This window comes from Priestia sp. USM5 (assembly GCF_058323215.1).
The window spans coordinates 2,284,626-2,303,351 of sequence record NZ_JBSGKN010000001.1; the positions used below are offsets into that span (position 1 = coordinate 2,284,626).

Here is an 18,726-nt window from a genome sequence, read left to right on the forward strand (position 1 = left end):
TGAAAATTATTGCAGATTTTTCAAATTTATTCAATAAGCATCTCCGCTGTTTTTGCAACTAAATTATCATACCCAGCGGAGATCAGTTTTCTCCATTAACTTTTCAAAAAATCGGTGACTCTCTGTACATAGCGCTCTTTATCGTAAGATAAGTACAGATAACTGGTTAACTGTACAGGCTCTCCAAAGAAAAAACGTTCATACAGCGTTTCTCTTGTGCCAAACGGACTCATCGTTAAATCCCATGCAAGTCGAAAAAGCTTAATTCGATCTTCTGCTCCTCTCGATTTAGCTTGCAAATAACGCGTAATATCTTCCTTAACCAATGAGCGGCACGTATTTTCTGTTGGTATTGCCATTAGTCCGCTTGCACCTAAAAGCTGGATAATCTCTGTAAAGGTAGGATATGTTTTTGAAAATATATTTGCGGCAATACGAAGTGTAGTTTCATTCGGACGCATGTATCCCCATGTATCAATCTCCGCTTCTTCTTCTGCTTTCATCACGAGAGCTTTCATCGTTTCTAACGCAATAATAAGCTCCGTGGCTTTTTCTCGCACATGCGGATAGTCCGTAATGTTAATGGTTTCAATCAGAGATTGTACAATTCCTAATACAAACTCTGTTTTGACAATTCTCCTTGAAGTTACTTGATGCAGAGCAAAAGCTGAGAAGGAACTAGAAGCAAGGAATGTATTTGATACGTCTACATTTTCATAGAAAAACACGCGGTTCCACGGTACTAATACATGGTCAAAGACAACAATTGTATCCATTTCTTCAAATCTAGAACTTAATGGATAATCAAACGTCGAATCTTTTCCTGCAAATGATTCTCTACAAATAAATTTAATTCCTTTTGTATTACTTGGAATTGAAAAAGCAAATCCTTTTTCTTTTCCTTGAATGCCCGCTGAAGACAGTACGAGCAGTTCATCTGTCATTCCGCCCTGTGTAGCAAGCAGTTTCGCGCCTTGGATAACGATTCCCTCATTGTTTTTATCAACTATTCTTGCTGCTATCGGTTCATCGTTTTGCTCGTAATAAAATTGGATTCGATTGACTTGAGGATCGATGAATGTATGAGTGAGCGATAAGTCGTGCTCTCTCACATATTCATAATAAGAAATGATGTTTTCAGGAAAGCAATTTTCTGCTCCTCTCAGGAGTTCTGCAGAGGATGCAAAAGCCATCAATACGGTATTCATATAATCTGGACTTCTCCCCATCATACCGTGAGTTAAGCGAGCCCACTGCTGAGTCATCTCTCGCCTCTTTTTTAACTCCTCTTTTGTTTTAGGCTGTAAATAAGATGTACCGACAAATTCCTTAGAAGCCGGAGATTGGTATGTCATGATATCTTTGATTTTTTTATCATGCTGAAGATCATAAAGCTTAGCTTGACTGTTAATGGCTCCTTTAAAAGCCGGATGTTCTGATATATCGCCTGTTACGAGCTTGCCATCAACCCATACATTTGCTTTTAATTGGTTAATTCTCTCTACGTATTGCTTCCCATTAATTGCTGACATACTCCCACTCCCAGACTTTCGATAAATATTTTCACCTATTGCATTTTTATCATATTACGATGTCTTTTCCATGTTTCCTTCATACATCACAGCTTTGAGCATAAAAAAAGAAGGTTACAGTAACCTTCTTTTTTTATGATTTATTTATATTGAATATCATTTCTTAGGGATTCAACTTTACTTAATGCTTGGTCAATATCAGGCTCTTCAACATTAAAGTGAGCAAGTGCATCGTGAAGATGCTTAGCAATTGCATTAAAATGTTCGGGCTGAATATTCATATTTGCATGCGCTTTGGCCATCGACTTTCCTGAATATTGATTCGGTCCACCTAAGGCAAAGCTTATAAACTTGGCTTGATGTCGACGTTGTTTATCCATATCCGTGTGCTCGAAAAAGTGACTAACTGTTTCGTCTTTTAAAACAAGCTCAGAATAAAAATAGTCTACTACTTTTTCAATCGCTTCTTGTCCGCCCACTTTTTCATACAATGTTTGTTCCAAAACAATTCCTCCTTTTGTACCTTTAACCATTGTTACCCAATACAAGTATTCATATTCTTTGAAAGGCTTCTTTATGGGAATTCGTTATCGTCATGTTTTATTCCTCTTCCTCATAATGAATAAAATGTAAAAGGAATGAACGCAGTGCAAAGGAGTTGTAGAAACTGCATTTAATATCTATCGTTACTGGTCTGAATCATTACATTTTGATAAGTGCTGGTCTAATATACGTAAGTATAAGCCGGTACGCCTTTTACTCCTACTCGGCATGAAAAAAGAGAGCCGGCAGCTTCTTCGTATTTTTCTTCTTCCTTAGCTGTGGTGATAAATAAAGTTTGTAAATCGTCTCCTCCAAATGTACAGCAGGTTACATTGGAAACTGGAAGATGAATAGATTCTATAATTTCTCCTTTCTCTGGATCTACACAAATAACTTTCCAACCTCCCCAAAGCGCTACCCACAGTCGGTCGTGCTCATCAATTGTCATTCCATCAGGAAACCCGTCTATATCTGAAAGGTCAATCACCACTTTTTCATCTTCGAGCCTTGTTGTTTCTTTAGAAAATGAATAAGACATAATTTTATTTTTCGGGGAATCAACCAGAAAGAATTTGTCTCCTGTTCGATTCCAAGCTAGCCCGTTTGACACGCTTAATCCTTCTTTAGCACTCTTAATTACACCTTTTTCATCTACTACGTACAGCTGGGCTTTTCCTTCTTCATCTTCTTCACTCATCGTGCCAATCCAAAAGCGATTATATGGATCACATTTCCCGTCATTAAAACGCATGTTTTTTTCAAGAGTATCTAAACGGATATACTCTTCATGATTCTTTTTGTTTTTATCCACTAAAAGCAGCTGATTACGAGTGGAGACGATCAATTTTGAATGATTGGTTGTAGAAGCGCTTGTAACGACTGAAGGAAAATCCATATCTTCTAAGGTTGTCGTTTTTGGATCGTACGTAAGAAGTTTTTTATCTAAAATGTCTACTAGCACTAATCTTTGATTTTCTTCATCCCATAGGGGTCCTTCCAGCAAACGTCCATCGTATTTTTTTTCAATTTTCGCTTCCATTTTCAAGCTCCTTTGTTGTTTTTATGTACAACCGTTTTTTAATCGCTTTCTAAAACATATTCCTTTAAGTATGCAAAACAAAAAACAGGAATATGTTTCCTTTTTATAAATACCCGTTGCATAACCTTCTCTAAACACTAGGTTACAAGAGAATCTTTTCATAAAAAAACAGCACGCTGTATATAGCGTGCTGTTTTTTTATTATAAAGTTACGTGTTCGTTTTCTAACTCTTTAACACGTGCTGCAAATTCTTCTTCTGTTAAACCATGTTCTTTTACATAGCGGTTACGGGGACTTACTCGGCATTCATGTGAACAAGCGCGTAAATATTTGTGTTCGTTTTCTTCAGAAGCTAAGATTTTCTTATTGCATTCTGGGTTTGAGCAGTTAACATAACGTTCGCAAGGCTCGCCGGTAAAGTGATCCTTCCCGACAATCACATGCTCTTTTTGGTTAACTGGTACGCTGATGCGCTCATCAAATACATAGCACTGACCATCCCATAGTTCACCTTGTACTTCTGGATCTTTTCCGTATGTTACAATACCTCCGTGAAGCTGGCTTACATCTTCAAAACCTTCTTCAAGAAGCCATCCAGAGAATTTTTCACAGCGAATACCGCCTGTGCAGTACGTTAAGATTTTTTTATCTTCAAACTGATCTTTGTGGTCGCGAATCCATTCAGGAAGCTCACGGAAGTTTTGAATATCCGGACGAACAGCTCCTCGGAAGTGGCCTAAATCGTATTCATAATCATTTCGTGCATCGATTACGACCGTATTTTCATCTTGCATCGCTTGATAAAATTCTTTTGGGCTTAAGTAATTACCCGTTACGCGAAGAGGATTCACATCTTCTTCTAATCGAAGAGTTACTAATTCTTTGCGGTGACGCACGTGCATTTTTTTGAACGCATGTTCATCTGCTTCGTCTATTTTAAATACAATACCTTCAAAACGAGGATCATTTTTCATCGTTTCCATGTATTTATCTGTTTGTTCAACTGTTCCTGATACTGTTCCATTGATCCCTTCAGCCGCAATTAAAATGCGTCCTTTTAGTTCAAGCTCTTTACAAAATGCCAAGTGCTGAGCTGTGAACTCTTCAGGATTTTCAATTGGAGTGTACAAATAATATAGTAGTACTTGATATGGTTTTCTTTCAGTCATGTTGCTTCTTCCACCTATCTGTTTATATTTGCAAGATATAATGCATGTAGGTCGGTTATTGTGAACCGAATTGATGGTAACAATTCATTACTTAAAGGTACATTACGACAAAAACAACATCCTTTTTATGAGGATGCTTCTATCTAAAAAGTATTACAGTGAATGATTGTTTCAAAAACATACAGTATTTAAGCCTGTAATAGTATAACATATCAAGGCGAACACTTCTAGGATTTGTTTTTTTATGAACATTTTCTTGCGGAGATACGTTCTACCTGAGCTTTTCTGCGCATACATGATGAGATATGAACCTTTGAGATTGGAGACGGAAATGATGCCTTTTTATACATTAAAAGACGGTGCAACTTTATACTATGAAAAACAAGGGGAAGGAACACCTATTATTTTCATTCACGGAGTTTGGATGAGCAGTCGTTTTTTTCACAACCAGCTTTCTTTTTTTTCGAAACAGTATCAAACTATTCTTTTGGATTTAAGAGGACATGGAAATTCAAGTCATACTCCATATGGTCACACAATTTCCACTTATGCTCGCGATGTGCATGAGTTTATAAATAATAATCGATTAAAAGACGTCATATTAGTAGGCTGGTCGATGGGTGCTTTTGTTGTGTGGGAATATTTGAAACAATTTGGTGAAGAAAATGTAAAAGGGAATATTATTGTAGATGAAATGGCTTCAGACTTTAAATGGTCAGACTTTCCAATCGGTGCATTTGATTTACCTGCCCTTATTTCGCTTATGCAAGGTATTCAGCTTGATCGAACAAGTACATTAGAAAGTTTTATTCCGCTTATGTTTAAGGATGAATTAACTGAAAAAGATAAACATTGGATTATGAAAGAAGTAACGAAAATGCCCGAGTCGATAGCTAGTGCTATTTTGTTTGATCAATCCATTGTGGATTATCGAGAATTCCTCCCGTTTATTACAATTCCTACTTTACTGTGCTTTGGAAAAGAAGAAAAACTCATTCCTGTAGCGGCTGGAAGGCATATTCAAAAGCTGGTTTCAGGTTCTGTACTTGAAGTTTTTGAGAACAGCTGTCACTGCCCTTTTCTCGAAGAAAGCGATCGGTTTAACAAAGTTGTGAGTGATTTTATCGAGCGCATCTAATTTACAACAAAAAAAGAATTGCCTTGTTTCTAACGGATTCGGTTGATAGAAAGAAGCATAAGTTAGAACTACAAATCAGCAATATAAATGGTAAGTAAAAGCGCTCGAAAAAAATCCGAGCGCTTTTACACTTAATGTTCTCCGCCCTCATTGAACTTAACTCTTTTACAGTTTGAGGCGATAACTTATAAGAATATCTTTTGGTTCAAAACCAACTTTCATATATACTCGATTTGCTTGACTATTTGCTCTATCAACGGTTAGTTTAATTTCATTAATTTGTGGAAATGAAAACATCTCTGTTAAAACTTCCTTTAACAACCTCGTTCCTAGACCTTGACTCTGAGCATTCTTTGAAACACCAATATACTCCAATGAAGCCTCTCGCATTTCAGTATCGACTTCAAAGTACGCATAGCCTTGCAACTCATTAGACATATTTTTAAGTATCTTTAACATATTTCTATCGTTAAGTCTCTCAATAATTGTTTTTCCATCATAATAAGTATTTTGAAACATTGCGTTATGCAGCATTTCAAATGCTTGAAAATCACTATGTTTAAATGGCTCGCTTTTCATTTCAATAACTTTATCAAAATTTTGTTCTTTAATTTCTAAGATCAAGTGTTCACCAGTCTTTTTTGCTTTTATTTCATTCATAAATACTTGTTGCAGCTCATTTTCTTCATTGATAAAAAAATGAAATTCTTGGATCAAAGGATTTTCATTAACTAACTGTTTCCATAATTGAGATTGCAAATCAATAGAAGATGTTTTATTAAAAGGTCCCCACACTTCTGCTACCATTTCTTCGATATCAAATCCAATAGCCGCTAAAATTTCTCCTGTCCTATTTCTAGCGATTAAAAATTTAATATCACCCTCGTCACTAATAAAATCTTCTTTTAATGTCTGGTAGATTTCTTCTTCTTTTTCACCACAATAACCAATATGTGATGTTTTCTGACTATTTTTTTCTAATAGAAATCGAGATAATTCACCGAGGTTATTTGGTTTTTCTATAATAGCATCCATAACACTATCCCCTTCTTTAGCTCCAATTTAGTGTCGTGTTCGTTCCTACTTCAAGCTATCCCTGCTTATTAACCCCTTTTACCTTCCTAGTTTGAAATTATTATTCTATAAGATATTAATTAATCTCAACACAAATAAGGTAATGAAATCTCGCGTCCGTCATAGGCAAAGCTTACGTTTTTATCTAAAAGCATCTCAGCGTGCTTTGGGATATCAATATCGTGTGATAAATGAGTGAACACCATGTTTTTTGCTTGTAGCTTCACTTTAATCTCCATTGCCTCTGTCACATCATATACGGATCTTTTTTCTTTTTGAAGATATTCTTTCCAAAAAGATGTACCGAATATCAGTAAATCTAAGTGGTAAAAAGGCTCCCACTGTTCTTTTGTCACATTAAAAGAATCGGATACATACGCCCAGCGTACGCCTTGTTTTTGATGAACCACAATGCCGTAGGAATGACCGTTAAATCCGTGATTCACTTTATGAAACGTAATGGCCGTTTCTCCGCTTTCCCACTTTAACGTGCCATTAAAAGTAAGCCCTTTTCTTTTTGCGAGATAAGGAAATCTTTTGATTAACTCGCTGATGACTTCAGGGGCTGCTACGACTTCTGTACTTACATTATTCCAGTAGCATAAGTCGGCTAAATCCCCTAAACCAGCAACATGATCATTGTGAGGATGAGTAATAAACACGGTAGAAGGGATTTTTTTGTTATTGTATAAATGAAATTGATGTTTAAAATCAGGTGATACATCAATCAAACACACGTTACCGTCCAGTGTGAACTGTGCACTAGGTCTTGTGCGCTGATTTAATGGATCTTTTTGCGTGCATACTTTACAGTCACATAATAATCGAGGCACTCCTTGAGCATCGCTCGTCCCATAAAATAAAAGCTTGTTCATTGCTCTGTTTCCCCCTTTTTTTCTTCTAAAGGTCTATCTTTTTATTTTAAGAAATGCCCTATGGTGTTCTGCATCTTTCTTTTATTTGTCCTTCTAGAATAAAACCAGCTTTTATGTAAAACAGCCAGTCTTTTTAACGACTGGCTTTGCTATATTCCTTATAAAAAACGTTTTTATGCTTTTTCTATTGATTTCTTTCTTCGTCTCTTTCAACAATATGCTGAAGAATAGATAATTTGTTTGTCCAAAATTGTTCGTAGTAAGAAAGCCAATCTTTTATTTCTTTCAAAGGCTCTGGCTGAAGATGATACACTTTTTCTCTGCCTTTTTTTTGTCCATGGACTAGGTCTGCTTCTGAAAGTATATGAAGATGCTTGACAACAGCGGTACGGCTTATTGAAAAATGGGACGTTATTTCTGAAATAGGCAATTCTTTTTCAGAAAGCAGCTCAAGTACTTTTCTTCGAGTAGGATCAGCAATGGCTTGAAAGATATCATGCTTGGCAGCTGATGAAGTCATTTAGTTTTCAACAACCTTTCGAAGTTTTTCATTCACGAGACTAGTCCACCCGTAGCTCATTCTATCTCGTACCACTGAACTCTTTTCGTTTGCTTTTTCAAGAAGTGTTTCAGCTTCTTTCCAGCCGCTATGAATAAGCGTAAATTCAGTTTGATTACCCATTTCTTTTAAGGTAAACGAAACGACCCATCCATCCGTATCCCAAGAGAAAGAAAGATAGTTTGGTGCATCTATTTCTAATACTTTGCACGGAGATGGTCCAAAAGGCGATTGCAAATGAAATTCATATCCTACCAGAGGCTGAAAATCATTAGGCATGAACCATTGTTGGAGCCCTTCTGCGGTTGCTACTTTATCCCAAACTTTTTGAATCGGCGCGTTAAATATTATCGTCTGTTTTACATCTTCTACTACACTTTTATCATTCATCGTTGTCTTCATTCTCCTTTTCCAAATATAACACCAAAAGGTGTTATATAAAAATAATATAACACCTTTTGGTTTCGTGTCAATTCTTCTTTTAAAAAATGAAATCCTTCAATACATTTCCGTTCTTCGATAAAGAGATTTGTTATGATGTTGAATGAGTGCATTTTGTTATATTTAAAATATATCTTTTAAACGATGCTTCGTCCGCTTTGTGCCAATGCATAATGAATGCCGTGCTGCAGTGTTTGAAAACAATCATATTTTGATAAATCAATATGAGTCTCTGATATAACTAAGCCTAAGTCAGCAGAAATTCCTACTAAAATGGTTTTTGTACCAATCAGGGACGCTGCTGCACCTAATTTTTCGATAAGACTTGCCGTATATTCAGTAAGTTCTTTATCCAATCCGGTTAAATCCAGCACAAGATAATTAGCCTGATGTTTTGGGAGGTTATTTAATGTATTGACAATCAAATCTTCCGTTCGATCCTCGTCGTATTTGCCAATCAAAGGAACGACGACTATGCCTTCCAAAACGGGAATAATAGGAGAAGACAGCTTTTTAATAAGATCTTTTAACTCTGCTGTTTTTTCCGCTACAATGTTTTGCAAATGTTCTATTTTCTGCGCTTCTTTTCTTCTCGCTAATTGATGAATATTTTGAGTGATATCAATGTTGGAAGGGAAGTATTCTACTGTGGTGCATTCATGCCCTTCTATTTGATGTTGAATCACCTTGTACCAAATATTTGTTCCGAATAGTCCTGTAAAAATCCCTGCATAATGGGCCGGAAGAAAATTTCCTCCCATTGTTTTCTTTTGCGCCACGTTAATTTTATGTTCCCAACTGTCTTTTAATTCAGCAGATAGAGTTTTACTTTCAGGATTTAAATATTTGATAGTTGTTTTTCCCCATCCAGCCGAAGCGTATGTATTTGTAATTAACTCAGCCGCTTCAAAAACCGTTACGCCCTTCATGTTTTGAAAGTACTCTCCTACTATTAATCCTTGTCGAAAACCAGTAGTTTCCAGTACTACCGAAGCTGCCTCTTCTCCAGATATTTCTTCGATTGTGTCAAACAATGTTTTCATCGCCGAAGAAATCCAAAAAAGAATCGCATCTTCTCCTTCAAAGCTAAATTTTCCTTTTTCTAAATCCCAAGCAAAACTAAGACCACCTATATCAATATTCTTTTTTTCACCCATGCCGGAATCTCCTTTTTATATAATCTCTCTACTATAGTGGTTTTTACGTAAAAGTGAGTATGAATTACCTTGGATGCTGCTTTTTTTAATCTTATCATTATTAGCTCTAAAGGAACAATTCTTTTCAATCTACTGAGCTTGTAATAGTGGTGAAATAAAAAAAGCTTCTATTTTATGAAGAAGCTTTTCGGCTGAATTATTTAGTTTTCCTCATTCCCCTGACAGCTCGGACATTCATAAACGTGCACAAAATAAAGCCCAACATGGTGAAAGCGTTTTCCTAAGCAGTCTGGACATGTGCCTGCTTCACGCATTTGTTCGCGTCGTTTTTCTCGCTGATTAGCTAAAAGATTTACAAATTTCATTAAAAAGACCTCCGCATGTTTTTGACTATAGGTTTTCCTAGTAGGAAGCCTTTTATTCGACCCGGTATATTTATCACAGCGCCTGCTTGAGTTTACTTTTAATCATGCTCAAGTTTTCTAATAGCACAAAAAAAAGGATAGATAAAGCAGTCTCATGACGCTCATCTATCCTTCATTTTTACTCTATCTAATGCTTAACGTTATATCTGATTGTTGATAAAATCCAGCATATATAAGTTATTCTTCTACTTTGTATTTTTCTTTTTTTCGAAGAAACGGCCACCAGTTTCCTTCTCCAAGCGTCACGACAATCGCTGGCATAAGAAGCGGAAGAATAACAAGACCATAAAGTAAAAGACCGATGATAACAACTGTTGCTACATGAACAAGCGTTAATACACCTGATGGCATCATAGCCCCAAACGTTCCGGCTAGGATAATAGCGGCAGTAATAATAACCGACCCCATCTTACTCATAGACGTAACCATGCCTTCTGCTACGCCGCTTTTCACTTCTTCGTTAAAACGGTCTAACAAGAAAATAGAATAGTCAATTCCAAGAGCAACTAAAATAACAAAACTAAAGAATGGCACGGCCCAGCTGATTCCGTCATTCCCCATTATATCCACGAATAGAAGCTCTGAGATTCCCATTGCTGTATAATACGTAAGCAACAGTGAAGCAATCATGTATACAGGCATGATCATTGAACGGAATAAAATGGTCAAAACAATAAACAATCCAATCATCATAATAACCATTGTGCGTGAAAGATCCGTTGTAGATAAATCTTTTAAATCCGCATTTGAGCTCGATACCCCTCCGTACACAATTTCTGTATGCTCAAACGGCGTATCAACGACTTCGCTTGCCACCGCTTTTTCAATATTTTTTACGGTTGAAATGGCTTCTTCAGAATATGGATTTTGATCGAGCACTACGCTGAGCTTAACTCCTTTTCCATCTGCAAAAGAATAGTTGTCGATGGATTGTTTAAACCCTTTATCTTTCATCACTTCTGCTGGAAGATAAATACCCGTATCTCTAACTGTTGAGCTGTCACTCATGTTATCAAGCATACCTGTTGCTTTTGTTAAGCCATCTGAGATTTTCGTTAGCCCATCATTTGCACTATCAACACCTTCTGCTAATTGATTGATACTGTCTGATAGGGTTCCGACTTGGCCTTGCTGAGCTGAAAGATTCTCATTTGCTTGTTGAAGACCGGTTTGAATGGTAGTAAGCTGTTTGCTGATTGCTGCAAGCTGAGGAACCGCTTGCTGCACATTTCCTGTTGTAGAGAGCTGAGTGCTGACAAGCTGCAGCTGTTGATTAACTTGAGCTAATCCGTCTGCGGCAGGTGCAAGTGACCCGCCAGATTCTTTAGAAGCAGAACCCGTTTGGTCGGCTATTTGATTTAGCCCTTTTTCAATATCACTTAATCCTTTTTGTACATCTCCGATTCCTTTAACAGCATCTTTGATTCCGTCTGATACAGAGCCCAGCTGTGAATTAACATATAAATCATCAATCTTTTCTCCCGTAGGCTGTGTGATCGTCATAACAGAATCCACGTGATCCACTTTTTCAATTGCTTTGCTTATATTTCCTAAATACGGAATAACATCCGCCTTTGTTAACTCTTTATCTCCTTTAATAATAACATTGACAGGAAATGCTTTTCCTTCTCCCAGTGCGTCACTGATAGCATTTAGTCCTTTTATAGATTTATAATCACTGCTTATTTCAGCAGTAGAATCAAACGATACTTTTGAGTCATACGTTACAATAAAAGGCACGGTAATAATCGCTGTAATGACTAAAAATACGAACGGTCGCGCTACTGCCTTTCTTCCTAAAAACCCCCACAGCTTATTATCGCTATGAGAAGCCACTTTTTTAGACGGCCAAAATAATTTTTCTCCAAGCGTAACCATAAAAAGTGGCAGCAAGGTAAATAAAATCACTAGCAGCACACCAACTCCCACTGCTACGCCAACGGCCGATTGGAAAATAGCAAACTTGGCAAATCCGATGGCTGCAAAACCAATAAATACGGCAATTCCGCTAATGAATAACGTTCTTCCTGCTGTACGGTAAGCCGTGATCGTGGCTTCTACTTTATCATGTCCGTTAGCCAATTCTTCACGGAAACGGTTAAGTAAAAGAATGCAGTAATCCGTACCTATTCCAAACAAAATAGCTACTAAGAACGTTTGCGTGAACGTTGAGATTGGAAAATCGACATTTTTAACTAAAATACCTAGTAACGATTGACTGATTAAGTATGTGATTCCCACAATTAAAATAGGAATAAACGGCGTCACGACTGAACGGAAAACGAGTAGAAGCAAACCTAAAATCAAGAAGATAGTAATAAACTCGGTTTTCTTTAACCCTTCTTCTGAACTGTGTGCAAAATCCTGATTAATAAGAGATGCACCTGTTACATATGCCGTAACGTCTTTTGGCACGCTGTCATAAATCTGATTCGCTATTTTTTCAACTTTTTCATCCGATCCACTGACAGTAACCGGAACTAAAACGGTTTTTTTGTCTTTAGACATTAATTGGTTACGAACATCTTGATCATCTGTTAAAGGCGTTGTAACATCTTTTACACCTTTAATTTTCTCTGTCTTATCAATGATTTTCTGTATCTGTTTCTCACTATCTTTATCTAATGCGTTATCTAGCTTGATCACCATGCTGATGGTGTTACTGTCTTCCCCGGCATTTTTGAGAATTTGGCTGGCCCTAGATGAAACGGCATCATCAGGAAGCTGAGACTGCCCTTTTTCACTTGCGAGCTTTGTTAAATTGGGTGCCGTTAGCATCAATATGACCGTTAAAGCTAAAATAAAGGCCGCAATCACCCATTTAAATTTCACAATAAATTTCATTTTTTGCTTTCCCCTTTTATAGTTAACTTTTCTTTTGCCATTGTAAGAATTTCAATAAATGTATCTATTTTTTCTTCTTCTACATCATCAAACAAATTCTCAATGATACTAAAACACGCGGCATTTCCGTCATGTATTACCTTTTCTCCTTCAGCCGTAATCTTAATAAGCTTAGAACGTTTATCGCTCTCTAGTTCATTAGTGTCCCACTCCACAAGCCCTTTTTCGAGCAGTTTTTTAATTCGATTCGAAATGGCACTTTTATGAACACCTTGCAAGACAGCGAGACTGCCAGGTGAAGATGGACCTTTAATCATTAAACTATTTAACAAATCAAACTGCTGCCTTGAGACATGTTCGAAGAGGTTATGGCTCAGCTCTCTGTGAATGACTTCTGTTCCTACAAACAGCACTTCTTCAAAAAGTTCTACAGCTTGATATAACTTGCTTTTCGTCACTTCTTTCCCTCCTTTGCTCATTTAGTTTAGTCCTATAAACTATTCAACTTTAAAAATAGTTTATAGGACTAAACTTTAATCTGTCAATAAATTTATGTCTGACTGTCTTCATATATGATAAAGATAAACGGAATCCCAAAAGATACCGCTTACATCAGCTTTTTTGGTTGTCAAAGCTCAATCACTTAAGTATTATTAGTAATTGACTTCTTTTCAAGGAGATATAAATTTTATACACAGAAAGGGTGATCACACATGAATACAATGCATGCTAATGAGCAGGTCAGTAAGAAAGATTCCTTTCCAATTGCTCTTATCTCGTTGACTCTTGGAGCTTTTGCTATTGGAATGACGGAATTCGTTATTATGGGGATACTGCCTAACGTTGCAGAAGACCTTCATGTTAGCATTTCGACTGCTGGTCAGCTAATTACGGGCTATGCTTTAGGAGTAGCGATTGGCGCGCCAATTTTAACCATTTTTACTCATCGACTTCCTCAAAAGCTTCTGCTTTGTTTACTCATGCTTTTATTTATTCTCGGAAATGCGATTGCTATTATTGCACCTAACTATGGAATTTTGATGGGAGCTCGTTTAGTTACGGCGTTATGTCACGGTACTTTCTTTGGAGTAGGCGCTGTTATTGCTTCACGGCTCGTACAACCGCATAAGCGAGCAAGTGCTGTTGCAACGATGATGGCAGGTTTAACCATTGCAAATATTATCGGCGTTCCTGTAGGAACATTTATTGGCCAACACTTAGGTTGGAGAGCTTCGTTTGGGGCTATTACCATTATGGGAATCATTGCATTTATCGGTATTATTCTGTTTATCCCAAAGCTTGGTCAAGAAAAATTAACGGGTCTAAAACAGCAGTTTGCTGCTTTTAGCCAACCAAAACTTCTTGTGATGCTTCTTTTAAGTGCAATAGGGTGCGGTAGTTTATTTACTGTATTTACGTACATTACACCGCTTCTTGAAGACGTTACGGGAGTAAGTGAACACAGCGTTACGTGGATACTTGTATTGTACGGATGCGGCGTTACGCTTGGAAATGTTGTTGGAGGAAAGCTTGCAGATTGGAAGTTAATGCCTTCGGTTGTAGGTATATTTGCTTTTCTTTGTATTGTGCTGACTATTTTTACGTTTACTGTCAAAAGCCCAACAGCCGCGATTATCACGCTGTTTTTCTGGGGAGCAGCAGCATTTGCTGTAATGCCTGGTATTCAAGTGAAAATTATGAACTTAGCACAGGAAGCACCTGCTTTAGCTTCTACTTCGAATCACTCATTTGCTAACTTAGGAAATGCTTTTGGCGCCTTTTTCGGAGGTGTAATTATTAACCATATGGGACTTACTTCACTTCCTTGGGTTGGCGCCATTTTTGTAGGAACGGCTTTTGTTATTAGCACTTGTCTGTTTATTGTGGAAACACGCAAAAAACATAGTGAACAATCGTCCTAACTGTCTAACAACTGAACAAAAAGCAAAAAAAGAGCCTTTCTTGGATGAAAGGCTCTTTTTCTGCTTCTAACTCGCTTTTTTCATTTCTTTACTTGTTAATCGACTGTGTTTACGAGAATAACCTATATACACAAATATACCAAGCACAATCCATATGCTAAAATATAGCCATGTTGTTTTAGGAAGATTAATCATTAAAAATAAACAAGATAATACAGATAAAATTGGTAAAACCGGGACAAACGGCATTGTAAATCCACGTTTTAAAGTTGGGTGCGTTTTGCGTAAGATGATAATGCTGACGCCCACCATACCGAAAGTTAAAAGGGCTCCGATATTTGCTAAATTCGCAAGTTCTTTTAAATCGATAAATCCTGAAATTAACGCTCCGATAATTCCTACTAGCCAAGTGGAGAGAGTCGGAACTCCCGTTTTCTCATTTGTTTTAGCAAATGCTTTTGGTAGCAAGCCGTCGCGGCTCATTGAGAATAAAATTCGTGTTGCTGCATAAATGTAGGCGAAAATAACAGCCATAATCCCAATGACAGCTCCTGCAGCAATAACTCCTGCCACTGCATTTTGTCCTACTGAATGAAGAACATAGGCCATTGCTTCTGGAACATTCAGTTCCTTGTAAGAAACAACCCCTGTCATAACAAGGCATACCGCTACATAAATAATCGTGCAGATCACGAGTGAACTAATAATTCCAATTGGCAAATTGCGCTGCGGGTTCTTTACTTCTTCTGCTGATGTAGATAAAGCATCAAAACCTAAGAAAGCAAAAAATACGGCCGCTCCCCCTGTCACAACCCCTTCAATTCCATAAGGCATAAAAGGAGTCCAATTAGACGGCTTCACATAAAAAGCCCCTACAATAATAAAGAGAAGGATAATAAATAATTTAACAAGCACCATAAAATTATTCACTTTTTTACTTTCTTTAGTCCCCCTTGAAAGCAGCCATGTAATAAGAAGGGTAATACAAATAGCAGGAAGGTTCACCAGGCCTCCATTTGAAGGGATCGTAATCAATTCTTTTGGGAGTGAAAAACCAAAGCCTTCTAAAAAATTATTAAAATAAGAAGACCATCCATTTGCTACTGCTGACATCGTTAATAAATAGACGGAAAGCAATGTCCATCCCATTAAGTGTGCTACCACTTCGCCGATGGTTGCATATGTATAGGTGTAAACGCTCCCAGATACAGGTATAGTTGAAGCAAATTCCGCATAGCACAGCGCTGCAAAACCGCATACAATAGAAGCCAGTATAAAAGAAAAAATAACGGCTGGCCCCGCATCGTTAGCAGCTACTAAGCCTGTTAAAACTAAAACCCCCGTTCCTATTACGGCTCCAATACCAAGAAGAGTCAAATCGAATGCCCCTAATGTTTTGACTAGAGATTTGTTTTGACTTTGTTCTAATAATTGCTCGATTGACTTCTTTTTAAATAGTTTTCCCATTGCACTCTCTCCTCTCTGTTGCCACTCATCCATTAAAAAACTTAAAAATGACGTCTTTTCCTATTTGACTACGCGTTTTTACTTCAGATACAGAAGTAATTATATAGAAATAATTACTAACTTGTCTATTAGTATACTAATATCATTATATATATTTCAAGAGTTTTTGTAAGCGATTTCTTAATCTCTATCTATTTTGGCTTTATCAACTAAATAAAGAAATCATCATTGTGATTATGTATAATAAGTTTGAATAAAATTAATATTCTAAAAAATAAATTGGTTCATTTTCAGATAGTTTTTTCGCCGCCTATCTTCAAATATAAATTCCTGACATAGGGATTATTTACAGAACGATGAATGTTTTACCTTAACGGGTGTTATAATGATGAAAACTGAAGTGTATGAAGGGCGGAGAGAGATGCTTAACTTACTTATTGGCTGTATTTTACTAGCATTAGGAGTGTACTTTATGTTTAAATTTCTTTTTTATTCTCCTTCTAAAAAGAAGCGAGGTCAGCAACCTATGAACAAATTGTCAAATGAAGATTCAGCTTCCCCCCGTACAAACGATTCGAATGGAACAAGATAATTTTTTTTATAAAATACCGGCGTTTGTCTAAGGCAAAAGTTATACTGCTGATATATATTATCTTATACCCTTCTAGTTCAATATTCCCTTCATTTTGGTGTAAGACAAGATGAAGGGAATCACTATCCGACTTAAAAAATCGGATTTTTCTATTTAGCAAGGTAAATGGCTTCAATAAACTCTGTTTGAATCCATTTCTTTATTCAAGTGTACAGCTGCCTCTTCAACACTTACTGTTCCAATGTTTTTCTTCCCATGCTTTCGCATAGCAAGCGATTTATTTTCTACTTCTTTATCTCCTATTACGGCCATATAAGGAACTTTGAGCATTTCGGCTTCTCTAATTTTCAGACCTATTTTTTCAATACGATCATCCACTTCAACACGATACCCTTGTGACTCCAGCTCGTGTTTCACCTTGTATGCATATTCCACATGCGGCGGTGCAATAGGCAAAAGCTTAAATTGAACAGGAGCCAGCCAAAGAGGAAATTGACCTTCATAATGTTCAATCAAGATGGCCATAAATCGTTCAACGGAACCGTATATAGCGCGGTGAATCATTACGGGACGGTGCGGTTTATTGTCCTCTCCAATATACATACAGTCAAACTTCTCTGGCATTAGAAAATCAAGCTGAACTGTTCCGCACTGCCAGCTGCGGCCTAGGGAATCTAAAATATGAAAATCGATTTTCGGCCCGTAAAAAGCTCCGTCTCCTTCATTTACCTGATAGTCTAAGCCTTTTTCATTTAGCACCGATTGAAGCGACTTTTCTGCTTGATTCCATGTTTCAATATCTCCCATAAATTTTTCAGGACGTGTGGATAGCTCCACTTTGTAATCAAAGCCAAAATGTGAATAAAAGTCATGGATAAACGCTAGAATGCGGCTAATCTCAGCTTCGATCTGACTGAGTTCTACGAATAAATGAGCGTCGTCCTGTGTGAATGACCGAACTCTTAGTAATCCGTTTAAAGAGCCAGAAAGCTCGTGGCGATGAACTAACCCGAGCTCCGCGTATCGAACTGGAAGTTCTCGGTAGCTTCTTCGCTTGCTGTTAAACAATAAAATGGCTCCCGGACAATTCATCGGTTTAATCGCATAGTTTTGTTTGTCAACATTTGAAAAATACATATTTTCATGATAGTGCTCCCAATGCCCTGATTGTTCCCATAGCTCCTGTTTCATCATGATGGGTGTTTTTATCTCTTGATAGCCTGCTTTGTAATGCTTTTGTTTCCAGTAGTTTTCTAACTCATTTCGAACAATCATTCCGTTAGGTAAGAAAAACGGCATACCAGGAGCTTCTTCCATCGACATAAACAGCTCCAGTTCTTGACCTAATTTTTGATGATTTCGTTTTTCTGCTTCCATTTGTTTTGACATGTTCATTCCTCCAATATGTTTTTATTCAACAAAAAAACCGCACTCATCCCTAATAAAGGGACGAATGCGGCCGTGGTACCACCCTAATTCCGTAAAATACCTATACGTATTTTACGCTTAAAAAGATAACGGTTTTACCGGTTGCAGTTTCAGTGTATACACATTCCCCGCCGCAGCTCCAAGGTGGTAAATTCATTTCGTTTTCTAAGGGTTCTCAGCCAGTGACCCTACTCTCTGTAAAGAAAATCCAAAAATGATTCATGTCCTTTTCAATGCTTGTATATTCATTTTTTCTACATAAAAAACCGCACTCATCCCTAGTGAAGGGACGAATGCGGTCGTGGTACCACCCTAATTCCGTAAAATACCTGTACGCATTTTACGCTCAAAAAAAGATAACGGTTTTACCGATTGCAGTTTCAGTTATGCACATTCCCTGCAATAGCTCTAAGGTGGTAAATTAGATGATTTCTTAAGGGCTCCCAGCCGCTGACCCTATTCTCTGCGAAGAAAACAGCACCTAATTCATGTCCTTTTCGTTGCCAAATAATGTTTGTTA

The 18,726-nt window shown here is 37.2% G+C and carries 17 protein-coding genes and 1 other annotated feature; of the genes, 3 read left to right on the plus strand and 14 right to left on the minus strand.

Features of this window, described 5'->3' with window-relative positions; translation table 11 throughout:
• Nucleotides 1-95: 95 nt before the first annotated feature.
• The 4 genes from hpaB to trhO all read right to left on the minus strand — a co-directional run bounded on the left by hpaB (nucleotide 96) and on the right by trhO (nucleotide 4,284).
• Nucleotides 96-1,532 (minus strand): 4-hydroxyphenylacetate 3-monooxygenase, oxygenase component, encoded by a 1,437-nt coding sequence (gene hpaB, locus ACWATA_RS12450; RefSeq protein ID WP_028413305.1) that lies wholly within the window; start codon nucleotides 1,530-1,532, stop codon nucleotides 96-98.
• Between the two features lie 140 nt (nucleotides 1,533-1,672).
• On the minus strand, nucleotides 1,673-2,035 hold the full coding sequence (locus ACWATA_RS12455) for a group I truncated hemoglobin (RefSeq protein ID WP_025751868.1): 363 nt from the start codon (nucleotides 2,033-2,035) through the stop codon (nucleotides 1,673-1,675).
• A 221-nt stretch (nucleotides 2,036-2,256) separates the two neighbouring features.
• A complete protein-coding gene (locus ACWATA_RS12460) occupies nucleotides 2,257-3,114 on the minus strand; it encodes an SMP-30/gluconolactonase/LRE family protein (RefSeq protein WP_473049889.1) in 858 nt (285 codons plus the stop codon).
• Between the two features lie 201 nt (nucleotides 3,115-3,315).
• The gene (gene trhO, locus ACWATA_RS12465; RefSeq protein ID WP_028413307.1) at nucleotides 3,316-4,284 is read right to left on the minus strand and encodes an oxygen-dependent tRNA uridine(34) hydroxylase TrhO; all 969 of its coding nucleotides are present in this window, start codon (nucleotides 4,282-4,284) and stop codon (nucleotides 3,316-3,318) included.
• Nucleotides 4,285-4,618: 334 nt separating this feature from the next.
• On the opposite strand from trhO, the gene ACWATA_RS12470 reads away from it, so the two are divergent.
• On the plus strand, nucleotides 4,619-5,422 hold the full coding sequence (locus ACWATA_RS12470; protein ID WP_028413308.1) for an alpha/beta fold hydrolase: 804 nt from the start codon (nucleotides 4,619-4,621) through the stop codon (nucleotides 5,420-5,422).
• Between the two features lie 165 nt (nucleotides 5,423-5,587).
• Here the strand turns inward: ACWATA_RS12470 and ACWATA_RS12475 are convergent, their stop codons facing one another.
• The 8 genes from ACWATA_RS12475 to ACWATA_RS12510 all read right to left on the minus strand — a co-directional run bounded on the left by ACWATA_RS12475 (nucleotide 5,588) and on the right by ACWATA_RS12510 (nucleotide 13,255).
• The gene (locus ACWATA_RS12475) at nucleotides 5,588-6,457 is read right to left on the minus strand and encodes a GNAT family N-acetyltransferase (RefSeq protein WP_028413309.1); all 870 of its coding nucleotides are present in this window, start codon (nucleotides 6,455-6,457) and stop codon (nucleotides 5,588-5,590) included.
• 125 nt (nucleotides 6,458-6,582) lie between these two features.
• A complete protein-coding gene (locus ACWATA_RS12480; RefSeq protein WP_098112625.1) occupies nucleotides 6,583-7,371 on the minus strand; it encodes an MBL fold metallo-hydrolase in 789 nt (262 codons plus the stop codon).
• A gap of 184 nt (nucleotides 7,372-7,555) precedes the next feature.
• Nucleotides 7,556-7,891, minus strand: a complete 336-nt coding sequence (locus ACWATA_RS12485; RefSeq protein ID WP_028413311.1) for an ArsR/SmtB family transcription factor — start codon at nucleotides 7,889-7,891, stop codon at nucleotides 7,556-7,558.
• Nucleotides 7,892-8,320, minus strand: a complete 429-nt coding sequence (locus tag ACWATA_RS12490; RefSeq protein WP_028413312.1) for an SRPBCC family protein — start codon at nucleotides 8,318-8,320, stop codon at nucleotides 7,892-7,894.
• A gap of 188 nt (nucleotides 8,321-8,508) precedes the next feature.
• The gene (locus tag ACWATA_RS12495; RefSeq protein WP_473049890.1) at nucleotides 8,509-9,528 is read right to left on the minus strand and encodes an STAS domain-containing protein; all 1,020 of its coding nucleotides are present in this window, start codon (nucleotides 9,526-9,528) and stop codon (nucleotides 8,509-8,511) included.
• 200 nt (nucleotides 9,529-9,728) lie between these two features.
• Nucleotides 9,729-9,893, minus strand: coding sequence for a hypothetical protein (locus ACWATA_RS12500; protein ID WP_165573448.1), 165 nt, complete (start codon nucleotides 9,891-9,893; stop codon nucleotides 9,729-9,731).
• 237 nt (nucleotides 9,894-10,130) lie between these two features.
• A complete protein-coding gene (locus tag ACWATA_RS12505) occupies nucleotides 10,131-12,797 on the minus strand; it encodes an MMPL family transporter (protein ID WP_098112623.1) in 2,667 nt (888 codons plus the stop codon).
• Nucleotides 12,794-13,255: a MarR family winged helix-turn-helix transcriptional regulator gene (locus ACWATA_RS12510; RefSeq protein ID WP_033579007.1), complete on the minus strand. Its 462-nt coding sequence runs from the start codon at nucleotides 13,253-13,255 to the stop codon at nucleotides 12,794-12,796. Before ACWATA_RS12510 ends, ACWATA_RS12505 begins: the two co-directional genes overlap by 4 nt.
• A gap of 255 nt (nucleotides 13,256-13,510) precedes the next feature.
• Here ACWATA_RS12510 and ACWATA_RS12515 point away from each other — a divergent pair, with 255 nt between their 5' ends.
• A complete protein-coding gene (locus ACWATA_RS12515; RefSeq protein ID WP_098112622.1) occupies nucleotides 13,511-14,719 on the plus strand; it encodes an MFS transporter in 1,209 nt (402 codons plus the stop codon).
• A gap of 66 nt (nucleotides 14,720-14,785) precedes the next feature.
• Here the strand turns inward: ACWATA_RS12515 and ACWATA_RS12520 are convergent, their stop codons facing one another.
• Complete coding sequence (locus ACWATA_RS12520) at nucleotides 14,786-16,186, minus strand: amino acid permease (RefSeq protein WP_473049891.1); 1,401 nt, start codon at nucleotides 16,184-16,186, stop codon at nucleotides 14,786-14,788.
• Nucleotides 16,187-16,574: 388 nt separating this feature from the next.
• Between ACWATA_RS12520 and ACWATA_RS12525 the strand changes: the two genes are divergently transcribed.
• Nucleotides 16,575-16,778, plus strand: coding sequence for a hypothetical protein (locus ACWATA_RS12525; protein ID WP_223546605.1), 204 nt, complete (start codon nucleotides 16,575-16,577; stop codon nucleotides 16,776-16,778).
• 171 nt (nucleotides 16,779-16,949) lie between these two features.
• Here the strand turns inward: ACWATA_RS12525 and thrS are convergent, their stop codons facing one another.
• Nucleotides 16,950-18,167, minus strand: coding sequence for a threonine--tRNA ligase (gene thrS, locus ACWATA_RS12530; RefSeq protein WP_098999333.1), 1,218 nt, complete (start codon nucleotides 18,165-18,167; stop codon nucleotides 16,950-16,952).
• Nucleotides 18,168-18,220: 53 nt separating this feature from the next.
• Nucleotides 18,221-18,449 (minus strand) — a binding site (T-box leader).
• Nucleotides 18,450-18,726 lie beyond the last annotated feature (277 nt).